Source organism: Exiguobacterium sp. KRL4 (assembly GCF_001870785.1).
Taxonomy (GTDB): domain Bacteria; phylum Bacillota; class Bacilli; order Exiguobacteriales; family Exiguobacteriaceae; genus Exiguobacterium_A.
The window spans coordinates 1-14,178 of record NZ_MOLV01000041.1; the positions used below are offsets into that span (position 1 = coordinate 1).

The 14,178-nt window shown below is 46.0% G+C and carries 14 protein-coding genes, 3 tRNA genes, 1 other RNA gene and 1 other annotated feature; of the genes, 3 read left to right on the forward strand and 15 right to left on the reverse strand.

Annotated elements, in window-relative coordinates:
* Positions 1 to 301: 301 nt before the first annotated feature.
* From BLD48_RS15720 to tadA, 6 genes are all read right to left on the reverse strand, one after another.
* The gene (locus BLD48_RS15720) at positions 302 to 526 is read right to left on the reverse strand and encodes a YaaL family protein (RefSeq protein ID WP_071501004.1); all 225 of its coding nucleotides are present in this window, start codon (positions 524 to 526) and stop codon (positions 302 to 304) included.
* Positions 523 to 1,122: a recombination mediator RecR gene (gene recR, locus BLD48_RS15725; protein WP_014969077.1), complete on the reverse strand. Its 600-nt coding sequence runs from the start codon at positions 1,120 to 1,122 to the stop codon at positions 523 to 525. The genes BLD48_RS15720 and recR overlap by 4 nt, the downstream gene beginning before the upstream one ends.
* 18 nt (positions 1,123 to 1,140) lie before the next feature.
* A complete protein-coding gene (locus BLD48_RS15730; protein WP_012368932.1) occupies positions 1,141 to 1,461 on the reverse strand; it encodes a YbaB/EbfC family nucleoid-associated protein in 321 nt (106 codons plus the stop codon).
* A gap of 23 nt (positions 1,462 to 1,484) precedes the next feature.
* Positions 1,485 to 3,167, reverse strand: a complete 1,683-nt coding sequence (gene dnaX / locus BLD48_RS15735) for a DNA polymerase III subunit gamma/tau (RefSeq protein ID WP_071501005.1) — start codon at positions 3,165 to 3,167, stop codon at positions 1,485 to 1,487.
* 95 nt (positions 3,168 to 3,262) lie between these two features.
* Positions 3,263 to 3,529, reverse strand: an RNA gene (gene ffs / locus BLD48_RS15740) — signal recognition particle sRNA large type.
* Between the two features lie 48 nt (positions 3,530 to 3,577).
* Positions 3,578 to 4,084, reverse strand: coding sequence for a tRNA adenosine(34) deaminase TadA (gene tadA / locus BLD48_RS15745; RefSeq protein WP_071501006.1), 507 nt, complete (start codon positions 4,082 to 4,084; stop codon positions 3,578 to 3,580).
* 108 nt (positions 4,085 to 4,192) lie between these two features.
* Here tadA and BLD48_RS15750 point away from each other — a divergent pair, with 108 nt between their 5' ends.
* Together BLD48_RS15750 and BLD48_RS15755 are read left to right on the forward strand one after the other, a co-directional pair.
* Positions 4,193 to 4,822 carry a deoxynucleoside kinase gene (locus BLD48_RS15750; RefSeq protein ID WP_014969074.1) on the forward strand — a complete coding sequence of 210 codons (630 nt, stop codon included), beginning with the start codon at positions 4,193 to 4,195 and terminating at the stop codon, positions 4,820 to 4,822.
* Positions 4,819 to 5,496 (forward strand): deoxynucleoside kinase, encoded by a 678-nt coding sequence (locus BLD48_RS15755; protein ID WP_014969073.1) that lies wholly within the window; start codon positions 4,819 to 4,821, stop codon positions 5,494 to 5,496. The genes BLD48_RS15750 and BLD48_RS15755 overlap by 4 nt, the downstream gene beginning before the upstream one ends.
* Before the next feature lie 41 nt (positions 5,497 to 5,537).
* Here the strand turns inward: BLD48_RS15755 and BLD48_RS15760 are convergent, their stop codons facing one another.
* The 8 genes from BLD48_RS15760 to pdxS form a co-directional block, all read right to left on the reverse strand.
* Positions 5,538 to 6,002 (reverse strand): DinB family protein, encoded by a 465-nt coding sequence (locus BLD48_RS15760; RefSeq protein ID WP_071501007.1) that lies wholly within the window; start codon positions 6,000 to 6,002, stop codon positions 5,538 to 5,540.
* 108 nt (positions 6,003 to 6,110) lie between these two features.
* Positions 6,111 to 6,200, reverse strand: a tRNA-Ser gene (locus tag BLD48_RS15765).
* 34 nt (positions 6,201 to 6,234) lie between these two features.
* A tRNA-Ser gene (locus BLD48_RS15770) sits at positions 6,235 to 6,325 on the reverse strand.
* A gap of 35 nt (positions 6,326 to 6,360) precedes the next feature.
* Positions 6,361 to 6,451, reverse strand: a tRNA-Ser gene (locus BLD48_RS15775).
* Positions 6,452 to 6,588: 137 nt separating this feature from the next.
* Positions 6,589 to 7,866 (reverse strand): serine--tRNA ligase, encoded by a 1,278-nt coding sequence (gene serS / locus BLD48_RS15780; RefSeq protein WP_071501008.1) that lies wholly within the window; start codon positions 7,864 to 7,866, stop codon positions 6,589 to 6,591.
* A gap of 61 nt (positions 7,867 to 7,927) precedes the next feature.
* Positions 7,928 to 8,137, reverse strand: a binding site (T-box leader).
* Between the two features lie 13 nt (positions 8,138 to 8,150).
* Positions 8,151 to 9,398, reverse strand: coding sequence for a D-alanyl-D-alanine carboxypeptidase family protein (locus tag BLD48_RS15785; RefSeq protein ID WP_071501009.1), 1,248 nt, complete (start codon positions 9,396 to 9,398; stop codon positions 8,151 to 8,153).
* A 95-nt stretch (positions 9,399 to 9,493) separates the two neighbouring features.
* Positions 9,494 to 10,072, reverse strand: a complete 579-nt coding sequence (gene pdxT / locus BLD48_RS15790) for a pyridoxal 5'-phosphate synthase glutaminase subunit PdxT (protein ID WP_071501010.1) — start codon at positions 10,070 to 10,072, stop codon at positions 9,494 to 9,496.
* Positions 10,066 to 10,953: a pyridoxal 5'-phosphate synthase lyase subunit PdxS gene (gene pdxS, locus BLD48_RS15795; RefSeq protein ID WP_201723169.1), complete on the reverse strand. Its 888-nt coding sequence runs from the start codon at positions 10,951 to 10,953 to the stop codon at positions 10,066 to 10,068. Before pdxS ends, pdxT begins: the two co-directional genes overlap by 7 nt.
* 127 nt (positions 10,954 to 11,080) lie before the next feature.
* Here pdxS and pdxR point away from each other — a divergent pair, with 127 nt between their 5' ends.
* Positions 11,081 to 12,475 (forward strand): MocR-like pyridoxine biosynthesis transcription factor PdxR, encoded by a 1,395-nt coding sequence (gene pdxR, locus BLD48_RS15800; protein ID WP_071501012.1) that lies wholly within the window; start codon positions 11,081 to 11,083, stop codon positions 12,473 to 12,475.
* Between the two features lie 63 nt (positions 12,476 to 12,538).
* Here pdxR and guaB read toward each other — a convergent pair whose 3' ends face one another.
* Positions 12,539 to 14,005 carry an IMP dehydrogenase gene (gene guaB / locus BLD48_RS15805; protein ID WP_026830492.1) on the reverse strand — a complete coding sequence of 489 codons (1,467 nt, stop codon included), beginning with the start codon at positions 14,003 to 14,005 and terminating at the stop codon, positions 12,539 to 12,541.
* Positions 14,006 to 14,178 lie beyond the last annotated feature (173 nt).

The window sequence follows — 14,178 nt, forward strand, 5'->3', positions numbered from 1 at the left end:
GAAGCTTGCGCTTCATTCATTGTTTGTATCCGAAGATACGTTTTTTGCCTCATCGTTCAGTTTTCAAAGTTCGTCCGCGCCTGTTTTGGCGACTCAATTAGAATACCAAGTCTGAAACAATAAGTCAACAACTTTTTGAAAGAAGTTTTTTCTTGTTTCCCTCAGTGCGCTCGTCCTCTTAAGGACAAGAATTAATATACCACGATAGTTACATCTTGACAACTCTTTTACTAAAATAATTTCAAAAAGAATAAAAAGAGGCGATCGCCTAGAAATAAAGGCGATCGCCTCTTCGGTTTCTTTATGATCGTAAGGTCTTCAATGAGACACGTCTTTTTTTCGCTTCTCTGATATAGAAGTAATATAAAGATTCAGCCAGTTTCACTTGAGCCTTGAGCTCACCATGATCATCATAACTGATTTCAAGCAAATGACGTTTCATAAGATAGTTCTCTTTTGCTTGCGCCAGTTCTAGAAGAAAACGTTCATCATATTCGTTTCGGATTTTTTTTCGAAACCAGCTCATAACTCCCGTCTTCCCTCCATAGCACGGGACAGCGTGACTTCGTCCGCATACTCCAGATCACCACCAACAGGAAGACCATGTGCAATCCGAGTGACGCGAATGCCGGTTGGCTTCAATAATCGAGAAAGATACATCGCCGTCGCTTCCCCTTCGATATTCGGGTTCGTCGCCAATATGATCTCTGTAATTACTTCGTCCGCTTGGAGACGTGTCAATAAGCTCGACACGTTGATATCTTCCGGTCCGATTCCTTCCATTGGACTGATTGCTCCATGCAGGACATGATACAACCCTTGATAATCACGCATTTTTTCCATCGCGATGACATCACGTGAATCTTGAACGACACAAACAATTGTCCGGTTACGATGTTTATCGGAACAGACGTAACAGGGATCTTTATCTGTGATATTTCCACAGATACTACAATAAGAAATATCTCGTTTCGCACTTACCAGGGCTTTTCCGAACATCAGCACATCATCTTCCTCCATATCAAGGACATGAAACGCAAGACGAACAGCCGTTTTCGGACCAATCCCTGGTAACTTCGTAAAACTTTCGATTAAGCGGCTGATTGCTTCAGGATATTGCAATTCGTTTCCCCCTACAGTTTAAAACATTCCCGGCATGTTCATTCCTTGTGTAAATTTACCCATCTTACTCGAAACGAGTTCATCGACTTTTTTCAAAGCATCATTCGTCGCAGCAAGAACCAAGTCCTGAATCATTTCCACGTCATCCGGATCCACGACTTCTTCTTTAATGATGACATCGATGATATTTTTGTGACCATCTGCTACGACGGAGACCATTTCGCCTCCAGCTGTTCCCGTAACCGTCAAATCCTTTAACTCTTCTTGGGCTTTCGCCATATCTTTTTGCATCTTTTGCATTTGTTTCATCATGTTGTTCATGTTTCCCATACCGCGCATAATTGTTCCTCCTCTAACTGAAATTAGTCTTCAAATTCTACGATATCACCAAATCGTCCGAGCGTCTCGGACAACAGCCGATCTTCTTCCGATTCGACCGCCACTTCTTTCTCTTCTATATTACTACTATTTCGTTTCGCAACAAACTCTGCTTTTAGTTCTTTCCAGTCATTATCGAGAATCGCAAGGATTTGACGTTTGACGCCACAGACTTCAAACAAGGCTTCTTCGATGACGAAACGTGTCCGCTCATTCGTCATGACCTGTTCAAAATGCCACCCTTTACTATTATCAAATTCAATCAACAACGTATCCCCTGAACATAAAACCGGTTTACTTTCATGGACTAAGGAATAGATCGGTCCATCCTGCTTCAAGATCAATTTCAAAATCGCATCCCAACGTTCCTGAATTTCAAGAAGCTGCGCCTTTTCCGCTCGGCTCAACATTTGTCTGATCCGTTCCTTGGCAATCCGGACAGTCGGTCGCGCCTGTTTTCGTTTGACCGGCTGAGCAGGTGTATTTTCAGCAACAGGTACACCCGTCACTTTCAATTGATGCATCTGTTCTTTTAGTTCCCGGACTTCTTGTTGTAAGGTTTGGACGATTTGTCCTGTCGTTCGACCCTGTTCAGCAATCTGAATGAAGGCAATTTCAACTAAAACACGTGGATGATTCGTTAAACGCATCTGTTGCTGACAATCATGCAACTGTTCAATGATGTGAAAACACGTTTCCGTCTCAATCGTCTCGACGAACGTTTTGAACGCTTCCGTCGGACGGGCTCGCTCTAAGAGGTCAACTGCCGTCGGTGACGTTTTGAGTAACAACGTATCCCGGTAGAAGAATACCAGATCTTCCACAAACCGTTTTAAATCTTTCCCGGACCGTTGCATTTTTTCAAGTGTTTGTAGAAGTTGATCGACTTGATGTGCCTGTAGGGCATTTGCGACAGCAAGCAATGCCTCGTCTTCCACTGCTCCGGTTACTTCCAGTACGGCTGTATCCGTTAGATCACCATTCGAAAAAGCGACGGCTTGATCCAGTAAACTTAATGCATCCCGCATCCCGCCATCCGCTGCCCGGGCAATTAAGCGTAACGCCGTTTCGGTGTAACCAATCGTTTGATCCGATAAGATGTATTGCATCCGTTCCATCAATTGATCGACTTCATGACGCTTGACGTCAAAACGTTGACAGCGTGAGATGATCGTCGCCGGTATCTTATGGGGTTCTGTCGTCGCTAAGATGAAGATCGCATGGGCAGGCGGCTCTTCCAATGTTTTTAGTAAGGCATTGAAGGCGCCGGTCGATAACATATGGACTTCATCGATGATGTAGACTTTATAGGCTGCTTCGGACGGTGGATATTTGACCTTATCCCGGATTTCTCGAATCTCGTCGACACCGTTATTCGATGCCGCGTCAATCTCAAAGACGTCCGGACTTGAACCTTCCGTAATCGCTCGACATGTCGGACATTCGTTGCACGGTTCATTTACAGGCGCTTGTTCACAGTTGATTGCCTTGGCAATGATTTTTGCCAGACTGGTTTTCCCCGTCCCACGTGGTCCGGAAAACAGATAGGCATGCGACATCCGTTCTTCCATCAAGGCGTTTTGAATCGTCCGGGTAATATGGGCTTGCCCGACGACTTCATCAAAACGTTGCGGCCGGTACACACGATATAATGCTTGATAGGCCAAATTTGCGCCTCCTCTTTTTATGATCCTGACTCTATTCTACCTAAAAAAGTCTACAACCGGAACCGGCTGTAGACTTGTTATCTAAAATTAAACTGCCGCGCACCATATTCTGAAATAGGTTCAACATGCGTTACTCACGCAGCCTGCTCAGTCCAAGCACTCCCGCGGCACACAGAGAGCACCACTTAAGGCTGCTTCCTTCCGGACCTGACCTGGTTCATGGGTATCTGTTGCGCAGGACTCAGACGTCAACGCTACTTACGTAAGGCAGACCACACCAATCCTATCCCTCGATATGGAATTCAGTCTCGCTATAGCGGATTGCGAGTGACAGGGAACCGCTACATCCCCACCTAGCACGGCAAATGGTTTATCGTATTTTAGTGGCACTTGTTTCGAGTGCTTTTTCATTATACTGTTTCATTCGTTCCGTTGCAACCCATTGCCCGTTTCTGTTGTTTCTTTTTCGCCCGGAGCTCTCGGAAAAACGCAGTCAGCATCTCGCCGCACTCCTGTTCAAGGATACCACCCGTCACTTGTGACACATGATTAAACCGTTCATCCTGCACAAGATTCATCAATGTTCCACAACATCCACCCTTTGGATCCACCGCACCAAAAATGACGTGTTCGATCCGCGACAGCATGATGGCTCCGGCACACATCGGACAAGGTTCGAGTGTTACGTAAAGCTCACACCCTTCTAGACGCCAGTTGGCAAGCTTTTGGCATGCTGATTCAATCGCCAATAACTCGGCATGAGCCGTCGCTTGACGATTCGTTTCACGGTGGTTGTAACCGGAAGCAATGACCTCGTCTCCTTTGACGATGACGCAACCAATCGGAACTTCACCGATTGCTTCCGCTTTTTTTGCTTCCTGCATTGCAAGGCGCATATAGTGTTCATGCCGTTCCATCTTTCCACTTCCTATCTTCACAAAAATTCTCTCCTTGAAACTTCGGCAGGTGCCGCTTCTTTGTGCTAAAATATAAATTGCACTTTGCTGAACGGAGGGTAATTGAATATGTTCATAACGGTTGAAGGACCAATTGGTGTTGGCAAAACTTCACTTGCAAACGCCATCAGTCACCATTTCTCATTTTCTATGTTACGCGAAATCGTCGAAGAAAATCCCTTTCTTGGAAAGTTCTATGAAGATATCGAAGAATGGAGTTTCCAAACGGAAATGTTCTTCTTGTGTAATCGCTTCAAGCAACTCGATGACATCGATCGTCACTATCTTAGCAAGCAACGCTCTGTCGTCGCTGATTATCATATCTTTAAAAATCTCATTTTTGCCCATCGTTCTCTAAAAGTCGAACATATTGATAAATATGAACAAATTTATTCAATTCTGACGACGGATATGCCAAAACCGGATGCCGTCATCTATTTAGATGCGAGCATCGATACGTTGATGAAACGTGTTGCGCTAAGGGGGCGTGAGATCGAAGAAAACATGTCACGTGCCTATCTCGAACAACTCGCAGCTGACTACGAAACGTTCGTCACAGACTATCAGTTAAAACATCCAGAAGTAAAAGTCATTCGATTTAACGGAGATGAACTCGACTTCGTCAAACGTCCGGAAGATTTAGATTACGTCCTGACAAAGATCCGCAATGAATTATATGAAGGAGCGAACCACGCATGAACTCGAAGTTACGCGAAAAGTATAACATCCCGGCAGATGCCGTCATCACGATTGGTGGAATGGTCGGTATTGGTAAATCGACGATCACGAACGGTCTAGCAGACTCACTTGGTTTCCGGACATCTCTTGAAAAAGTCGATACAAACCCTTATCTCGATAAATTCTACCATGATTTCGAGCGGTGGAGCTTCCACTTGCAGATCTACTTCTTGGCAGAACGGTTTAAGGAACAAAAGAAAATCTTCCAATACGGTGGGGGTTTCATTCAAGACCGTTCGATTTACGAAGATACAGGCATTTTCGCGAAGATGCACTTCGAAAAAGGAACGATGTCACCTACCGATTACGAAACGTATTCGAGTTTGTTTGACGCCATGGTCATGACGCCGTTTTTCCCTCATCCCGATCTCTTGATTTATCTCGAAGGATCGTTTGAACAAGTGCTTGAGCGGATCCGGTTACGCGGTCGTGAAATGGAGCAACAGACGCCGATCGAGTACTGGGAAGAGATGTATGAGCGGTATACAAACTGGATCAACAACTTTACGATCTGTCCTGTCCTCCGTTTGTCGATCGATGAGTACGATCTGTTAAACGAACCGGAATCGATTGAACGGATTTTATCAAAAATCGATAAACAGCTTGAAGTCGCCCGGATTGCTAAAATCCGCTAACACAAATGCCCATTGACGGATACGTCAACGGGCATTTTTTCTTATGAAGCGATGACTTGTTCAATTTGTGTTTTGTGATGAAGATCATGCTGCATCATTGCCCCTAAAAAATCAAGAAGTGAAATCGTTTTGCCTTTCGACGTAAACGTATCCGTCAGACGCTCTTCCGGAATCAAGTCGACGGCAACACGCAGACGATCGCGGCTGACTAAAAATTCATCAATCGTCAAAATCCGTTGCTGCTCCCGGCTCATCTTCGCCGCTTCTTCATTGACCGCCTGACTGTCCGGCGTCACACGGAACGATTCATTCGCCAGTACATACGGTAAACGTTCCGCGACAAGGAACCGATCCCACGGTGATAAGTGTCCAACGATCTCAGCGACCGTCCATTTCCCTTCAGCGTAGGGTGTCCGCCATGTTTCTTCCGGTATATGTTCAAGACCACGAACAAAATCCATCGTTTCTTGATAGTGGGTGAGTAAGGTTTGTTTCATAATCGTCATGATAAGTTCTCCTTCTGCTATTTGAGATGTAGGAAAACATAGCACGACCCTCTCCCTTGAAGCAATAAAAAAGCATCTCACAAAAAACGTGAGATGCTTATATATAAGCGGAGTCGGTGGGATTCGAACCCACGCGGGCCTTACGACCCCTAACGGATTTCGAGTCCGTCCCCTTCAGCCGGGCTTGGGTACGACTCCATATTAAATGTAATTTTAGGTAAAAAAAAAGAAATGGAAGAGGCGGTGGGATTCGAACCCACGCACGGCTTTCGCCGCCTGACGGTTTTCAAGACCGTTCTCTTAAACCACTTGAGTACGCCTCCAGGTTAAATGTAGTTTTCAGGTAAAAAAAAAGAAATGGAAGAGGCGGTGGGATTCGAACCCACGCACGGCTTTCGCCGCCTGACGGTTTTCAAGACCGTTCTCTTAAACCACTTGAGTACGCCTCCATACTTATAATCGAGCGTTGTGTTGCACAAGCGCCTTCCTGACATAAATTATGATAGCATCTTGGTTTTATTGTGTAAAGTCTTTTTCTAAAAAAACTTTTTAAAAAATCAGAAGGGGAAAATCTCCCCTCCCTGACTTATGCTTGAATGACTTCAAGTCCACCCATGTATGGACGAAGTACTTCTGGAATAACAACTGACCCATCCGCTTGCTGGTAATTCTCAAGGATCGCCGCAACGGTCCGACCAACGGCTAAGGCAGATCCGTTTAACGTATGAACAAATTCTGGTTTTCCGTTCGCTTCCCGGCGGAAACGAATTTGTGCCCGACGTGCCTGGAAATCTTCAAAGTTTGAACAAGAAGAAATTTCACGATAGACGCCTTGGCTTGGCATCCAGACTTCGATGTCATATTTCTTCGCTGCCGTGAAACCAAGATCCGCTGTACACATGCTGAGCACTTGATAAGGCAGTTCAAGTAATTTCAAGACGTCTTCTGCTTGCCCTGTCAATAACTCAAGCTGTTCGTATGATTCTTCTGGTTTGACGAAACGAACCAGTTCCACTTTATTGAATTGGTGTTGACGGATCAAGCCACGTGTATCACGACCGGCAGAACCTGCTTCAGAGCGGAAACATTGGCTGTATGCGGCATAACCAATCGGTAACTGGTCGGCTGACAAAATTTCTTCCCGGTGCATGTTCGTGACCGGTACTTCTGCTGTCGGGACGAGGAAGTAGTTCGTGTCTTCGACTTTGAACGCATCCTCTTCGAATTTCGGAAGTTGTCCGGTTCCTGTCATAGAATCCCGGTTGACCATGAGTGGCGGCAAGATTTCCGTGTACCCATTTTTATCTTGATGGAGATCCATCATGAAGTTGATCAATGCGCGTTCGAGGCGAGCACCGGCGCCGCGGTAAAAGACGAAGCGACTGCCCGTTACTTTTCCGGCCCGTTCGACATCAACGATTTTTAACTGCTCCATCAAATCCCAGTGCGGTACAGCTTCAAAATCAAAGGCTGGTTTGTCACCGACTTCTCGAATGACGACATTATCATCTTCCGAAGAACCAATCGGAACGCTGTCATGGGGAATGTTCGGGATACCTAGCAATAACAAGTTAAGTGTTGCTTCGACTTCGCGTAACTCTTCATCGAGCGCCTTGACTTCTTCCCCGACTTGACGCATCGCAGCAATGGCCTCATCTGCGTTTTCTTTGTTCCGTTTGAGTTCTGCGATTTTTTTCGTCGCCTCATTCCGTTCGGCTTTGAGGACTTCTGTTTTTGCAATCAGTTCCCGGCGCTTTTCATCGAGTGGGATAAAACGATTCATGTCTGTCAAATCTTCACCTCGGTGGGCGAGCTTTTCTTGAATCGCATCAAAATCCTGACGCAGACGTTTAATATCAATCATGTTTCTTCCTCCTTTTTTTCAATAAAAAAAGGCAATCCATCCCTCTCCGGTTCAAAAACCGAAGAGGGACGAATCACCTTGGATCCGCGTTGCCACCCTCATTGCTAGTTTCACTAGCCAACTCTAAAGACGCGATAACGGGCGTACCCGCACCTTGTTCGCAAGGTGTGTGATCCGGCTCGATTCGAAGTATCCTTCTGACTAGTTCGCACCACCCACTAGCTCTCTTAACAGAATAAACACCTTTACTTGGTCCGTTCATGACATCATGTATGAGATTAGCTTTACTTTACACTATCTCCTTTAAGATTGACAAGGGTTGGTTTATGAATCGCTTGGCTTATTTTTTCAGACCAAGCAGATATTGCACGGAATAACCGAGTCTGAAAACTCGCTAACTCGATTTTCTCAGCACTGTATAAAACGGTCTGCGGTACAGTAAAACCTGGTAGATACAATCCAGCATCTTCAATCTGAACCGTACCAATCGCTTCTCCCTGTTTAACTGGCGCATCTGTTTTCGAAAAATGAAAGACCGGTGGATGTTGTCCTGCCTGCTTTTTCGAAACCGTGACGTATAACGACGTTTCCGTCACGACATCATGGTTCAATCGTTCTGCCCCTTTAATTGGTAACACACGTTTGATGGATTCCCCTTTTCCGTAATACGTCAGCGGTTCAAAAGAGGAAAAACCGTAATCGAGTAATTTTTTTGTTTCTGTAAAACGAGCTTTGTCTGATGTCGTGCGCATCACGACCGACACCAGTGTCAAATTCCCTCGTGTCGCGACACTTGCAAAACAGTAACCGGCAAGATCCGTCGTCCCTGTTTTCATACCACGCATGCCCGTATAGGCATATGGTTGGCGTGCCAACATCTTATTCGAATTCTCGATTTTCGTCCCGTTGATTGTCATCGTAGAACGTTTGGTGACATCCAGTACGTCAGGATATGCTTGAATGTAGCGGATGATCAAAAGTGCGATATCCATCGCCGTCATCAGATTCGCTCCGGGTAACGTCGCATCGACAGCGTCTAATCCGGAGGCATTGGCATACTCGGTATCTTTCATCCCGAGCGATCGGGCAGTCGCATTCATCTGTTCGACAAACTTCTTTTCCGTTCCGCTGACGACTTCTGCCAGCAAAACGGCGGCATCATTGGCCGATTTAATGAAGGCAGCGTCATAGAGTTCACGAATCGTATACGAGGTCTTTTTTACCGGAAGACGGGCAATCCCTTCCGTTTCTGCCAGTTTCAATACTCTGGCACTTGGTTTGACCGTCTGACTCCACGATAATTTTTTTTGTTCAATCTGTTGACGGACTAAATAAAGTGTCATCAACTTTGTCATTGAAGCCGGAGGTAACGACAAATCGGCTTCTTCCGCTAATAAAACCTTCCCTGTCACGGCGTCAACCATTATGTAGGATTCTGCCTTGATTGCCGGAGTATCGGCATAGCTTGTCACAGGAAACAAACTTGTCGTCAGTAGCAGGGCACTCAAGAAGAGTGTGAAAAAACGTTTCATCGGTCCTCTCCTTCAACTGATGTTATGTCTTTTTAGTGTAGCACAAAAAAAGGAGCCGACAGTTGAAAAACTGTTGGTTCCTCTTAGGACTCTTCTCATACAGAAATAGTTTGACGCTGTTTGATTTTTTGAATGAAATAACGGTGAAGCCGTGTATCTGTCGTCAATTCCGGATGGAAGGAACAGGCCAGGTGCAAATCCGTTTCAACAGCGACAACTGCATCCGAGACTGTCGCCAGTACCCGAACACCGTCTCCAACTCGTTCCACATAAGGGGCACGAATGAAAACCGCTTCGATATCGCTCCCGATCCTTTCGATTGGAAGCCGTGTTTCAAAACTATCGACTTGGCGGCCAAAAGCATTTCGTCTTACGGTCATTGGAATCCCTTTGAGATGAGCAGTACCTTGACTTAGTTCGGTCGCCAGTAAGATCATCCCGGCACACGTCCCGAACATCGGTAACGTTCCGATTTTTTCGCATAAGAGGTCAAACAGGTCGTATCGATCGATCAGTCGTCGCATCGTCGTCGATTCGCCACCTGGCAAAACTAAACCGTCGATTGTTTCCAGGTCAGTTGCCGACTTGACGATGACCGTGTCGACGTCGAGTGCCTGAAGCATGTCTTGATGTTCCCGAACAGCACCTTGGACACCTAATATACCGATTACCATCCGCGTGGTGCCATCCGTTCCTCAAATGGCATCGATGTGACGTCGATGCCTTTCATCGCTGTCCCGAGTCCCTTCGATAAATAAGCAATTCGTTCGAAATCATCCTTATATGTCACGGCCTCGACGATTGCTTGTGCGACACGTTCCGGATGTTCTGATTTAAAAATACCTGAACCGACGAAGACACCCTCTGCTCCGAGGTGCATCATTAATGCCGCGTCAGCAGGTGTCGCAATTCCACCTGCTGCAAAATTGACGACAGGAAGGCGACCGGCTGCTTGAATCTGTTGCAAGACTTCGTAAGGCGCTCCCCACTCTTTTGCTCGTGTCATCAGCTCATCCGGCTGCGTATGCAAAATCTGATTCAATTGACTTTGAATCTTTCGCATATGGCGGACGGCTTCGACAACGTTCCCCGTGCCCGGTTCCCCCTTCGTTCGGATCATCGCAGCACCTTCTGCAATCCGTCGTGCCGCTTCCCCTAAATCGCGAGCTCCACAGACAAAAGGAACCGTAAACGTTGATTTCAAGAGGTGATATTCTTCATCGGCTGGTGTCAGCACTTCACTTTCATCAATGAAATCCGCCCCTAACGATTCGAGAATCCGGGCTTCGACGATATGACCGATTCGACATTTCGCCATGACTGGAATCGATACGGCATGTAAGACTTCTTCTGTAATGAGCGGATCAGCCATCCGGGCCACTCCACCATCCCGACGAATATCGGATGGCACCCGTTCGAGCGCCATGACAGCGACAGCACCTGCAGCCTCTGCAATTTTAGCTTGTTCCGCGTTGACGACATCCATGATGACGCCCCCCTTCTGCATCTCTGCCATTCCCCGTTTTACACGATTTGATCCTTGTTGTCGTTCCATCATATATAATTCCCCCTAAAAATATGTGAGTTTAACCTGTGATACTCCTTAGTATATTCTTGATTGACTATTTTAAAAGTACCAGTTTATGATGAATGGACAAGGTCAGTTAAAAAGGGGGTACAGCATGGACATGTTATCATTTGAGTTAGTCCGCGACGGTCATCGTCCGTTGTATGAACAGCTCTATCAACAAATACGTCAGGAAATCATCGAAGGACGTCTGGCTTACGGGACAAAATTACCATCCAAACGAAAGCTCGGCCAGTTTTTGAACCTCAGTCAAACGACGATTGAACTGGCTTATCAACAACTCGTTGCCGAAGGATACGTCGAATCGATTTCACGAAAAGGTTACTTTGTTTTGGCGTATGAAGAACTGGCTTATGTCAAAACGGCACCCTTGATGACGAGCCAACGTGTGAGTGAGCAACCCATCATGCGGTACGATTTCCATCCAAGTAAAATCGATGGTTCATCGTTTCCCTTCTCCCGTTGGCGAAAACACGCCAAGGATGTCATTGATGAACAGCATCAGTCGTTAGTATCGCTCGGACATCCTCAAGGTGACTTATCGTTACGTATTGAAATTGCGACCTATCTCTATCATTCGCGTGGTGTCGTCTGTTCTCCAGAACAAATCATCATTGGGTCGGGTGTGGAACAGTTATTGCCTCAAATCATCTTCTTATTAGGAAAAGGGACCACATATGGTATTGAAGATCCGGGGTATCATGCGACTCGACTAATTCTTGAAAGTCATGAACGGGTAACCCTACCGATTCCTGTCGACCAAAACGGGTTGACAATCCGGGCACTTGTTGAGAGTAAAGCTACTATCATGTACGTGACACCGGCCCATCAATTTCCGTCCGGCAGTATTTTATCAGTGAACCGACGCCGTCAATTACTCAACTGGGCGTCTGAATCCGATACACGCTATATCATTGAGGATGACTATGATAGTGAATTCCGATACAGCGGAAAATCAATTCCATCTTTGCATAGCATGGACAGTGAACGGGTGATCTATCTCAGTACGTTTTCAAAATCGTTAATGCCTTCTTTGCGGATTGGATACATGGTTTTACCCCGTCTTCTCTTAGAACGGTATCAGACGGAATTTCCTTATTATACGTGCAGCGTATCGCGGTTTGATCAGACGATTCTGACCCGTTTCATGAAAGAAGGCGACTTTGAGAAACATTTAAATCGGATGCGAAAAATCTATCGCCGTAAACTGGATGTTGTTGTCCACTCGTTACGGGATATTCCGTTTTTGCGGTTAACCGGTGAAAGTGCGGGACTTCACGTCGTCGTTTCCGTCTCGAACGGGATGAGCGAACAAGAGTTACTCCAACGTGCGAAGGACGCATCCATCCGAGTCTACGGTTTATCCGATTATGCCCAATTACCGTTATCCACAACCTATCCACAGATTGTCTTAGGATTTGCAAGTTTAACTGAACAGTCGTTAGAACGCGGACTGGCTGAACTCGTTGCGGCGTGGCAGTTGCGATAAGGTTATCCACAACCTTATCCACAAAAAAACCCTGTGACCAATTTTGGTCGACAGGGTTTTGAATTATTGACGTGTATAGTTGGATGCTTCTTTTGTGATTTGAATATCGTGGGGATGACTCTCTTGTAAGCCGGCTCCCGTCATACGGATGAACTGTGTTTCTTCACGTAACTCTTCGAGTGAAGCAGAACCACAATACCCCATACCTGAACGAATCCCTCCAACGAGTTGATAGACAGAGTCTCCTAGTTTCCCACGATACGCGACACGACCTTCAATTCCTTCTGGAACGAACTTCTTATCCGCTTCTTGGAAATAACGATCCTGACTTCCTCGTTTCATCGAGGCTTCCGATCCCATACCACGATACGTCTTGAACTGACGCCCTTGATAAATCTCCATTTCTCCAGGGCTTTCTTCCACACCTGCGAGCAGGCTACCTAACATGACAGCATGTCCTCCTGCTGCAAGTGCCTTGACGATGTCACCGGAGTACTTGATTCCACCATCTGCAATGATCGAGATCCCATGTTTACGAGCTTCTGTCGCACAATCAAAGACCGCTGTGATTTGTGGTACACCTACTCCAGCAACGACACGTGTCGTACAAATCGACCCTGGTCCAATACCCACTTTGATGACTGATGCACCGGCTTCGATCAAATCACGTGTCGCTTCAGCCGTTGCCACGTTTCCGGCGATGATTGGCAAGTTCGGATACTCATCACGAAGTTCACGTACTTTAACAAGAACCCCTTCTGAATGACCATGTGCTGTATCGACGACCAATGCATCCACACCAGCATCCACAAGAAACTTTGCACGAACCGAAGCATCTTTTGTGACACCAACAGCCGCTGCGACAAGCAAACGACCAAATGGATCTTTTGCAGCATGTGGATATTGCTCCACTTTTTCAATATCCTTTGTTGTAATCAATCCTTTTAAAACACCGTTCTCATCAACGAGTGGTAACTTTTCGATTCGATGCTTATGGAGAATTTGCTCGGCTTCTTCTAATGATGTGCCCACTTTAGCCGTCACCAGTTCTTCTGTCGTCATGACTGTTTCGATAACCGTCGAGTAGTCTTTAACAAAACGAAGGTCGCGGTTTGTTAAAATCCCGACCAGTTTTCGTTCCGTTTCGTTATTGACGATCGGAACACCTGAAATGCGGTATTTGCTCATTAAATACTCAGCATCGTATACTTGCCGTTCTGGTGTGAGATAAAACGGATTTGTAATGACACCATTCTCAGAACGTTTGACACGGTCGACGTGCTCGGCCTGGTCTTCCATTGACATGTTCTTATGAATGACACCAAGACCACCCTGACGGGCCATCGCAATCGCCATCGGAGCTTCCGTCACAGTATCCATTCCAGCACTGATTAAAGGAATGTTCAACGTGATCCCTTCACATAATGTTACAGATAAATCTACATCTCGCGGTAAGACACTTGAACGACGTGGTACGAGCAAGACGTCATCAAACGTCAAGCCTTCTTTAGCAAATTTGTTCTCCCACATGTTATCCACTCGCTTTCTCTTCTATAAAAGAATATTGATGTTATGGTAACAAGCGAGAGGTGTCATGTCAATGACTCCACCAATAATCAGAACAATCAGAAGTTTCACATAACACAAAAAAGCCGACCTGCATCTGCAGATCGGCTTCTTCAATTGCCTGGCAACGTCCTATC

Excerpts from the sequence above, each read along its gene's own strand:
- pdxT (WP_071501010.1), bottom strand. The coding sequence starts at position 10,072 with ATGGTAATCGGTATATTAGGTGTCCAAGGTGCTGTTCGGGAACATCAA.
- BLD48_RS15750 (WP_014969074.1), top strand. The coding sequence starts at position 4,193 with ATGTTCATAACGGTTGAAGGACCAATTGGTGTTGGCAAAACTTCACTT.
- serS (WP_071501008.1), bottom strand. The coding sequence starts at position 7,866 with ATGATTGATATTAAACGTCTGCGTCAGGATTTTGATGCGATTCAAGAA.
- pdxS (WP_201723169.1), bottom strand. The coding sequence starts at position 10,953 with ATGGAACGACAACAAGGATCAAATCGTGTAAAACGGGGAATGGCAGAG.
- BLD48_RS15755 (WP_014969073.1), top strand. The coding sequence starts at position 4,819 with ATGAACTCGAAGTTACGCGAAAAGTATAACATCCCGGCAGATGCCGTC.
- BLD48_RS15785 (WP_071501009.1), bottom strand. The coding sequence starts at position 9,398 with ATGAAACGTTTTTTCACACTCTTCTTGAGTGCCCTGCTACTGACGACA.
- BLD48_RS15720 (WP_071501004.1), bottom strand. The coding sequence starts at position 526 with ATGAGCTGGTTTCGAAAAAAAATCCGAAACGAATATGATGAACGTTTT.
- BLD48_RS15730 (WP_012368932.1), bottom strand. The coding sequence starts at position 1,461 with ATGCGCGGTATGGGAAACATGAACAACATGATGAAACAAATGCAAAAG.
- BLD48_RS15760 (WP_071501007.1), bottom strand. The coding sequence starts at position 6,002 with ATGACGATTATGAAACAAACCTTACTCACCCACTATCAAGAAACGATG.
- tadA (WP_071501006.1), bottom strand. The coding sequence starts at position 4,084 with ATGGAACGGCATGAACACTATATGCGCCTTGCAATGCAGGAAGCAAAA.
- guaB (WP_026830492.1), bottom strand. The coding sequence starts at position 14,005 with ATGTGGGAGAACAAATTTGCTAAAGAAGGCTTGACGTTTGATGACGTC.
- pdxR (WP_071501012.1), top strand. The coding sequence starts at position 11,081 with ATGGACATGTTATCATTTGAGTTAGTCCGCGACGGTCATCGTCCGTTG.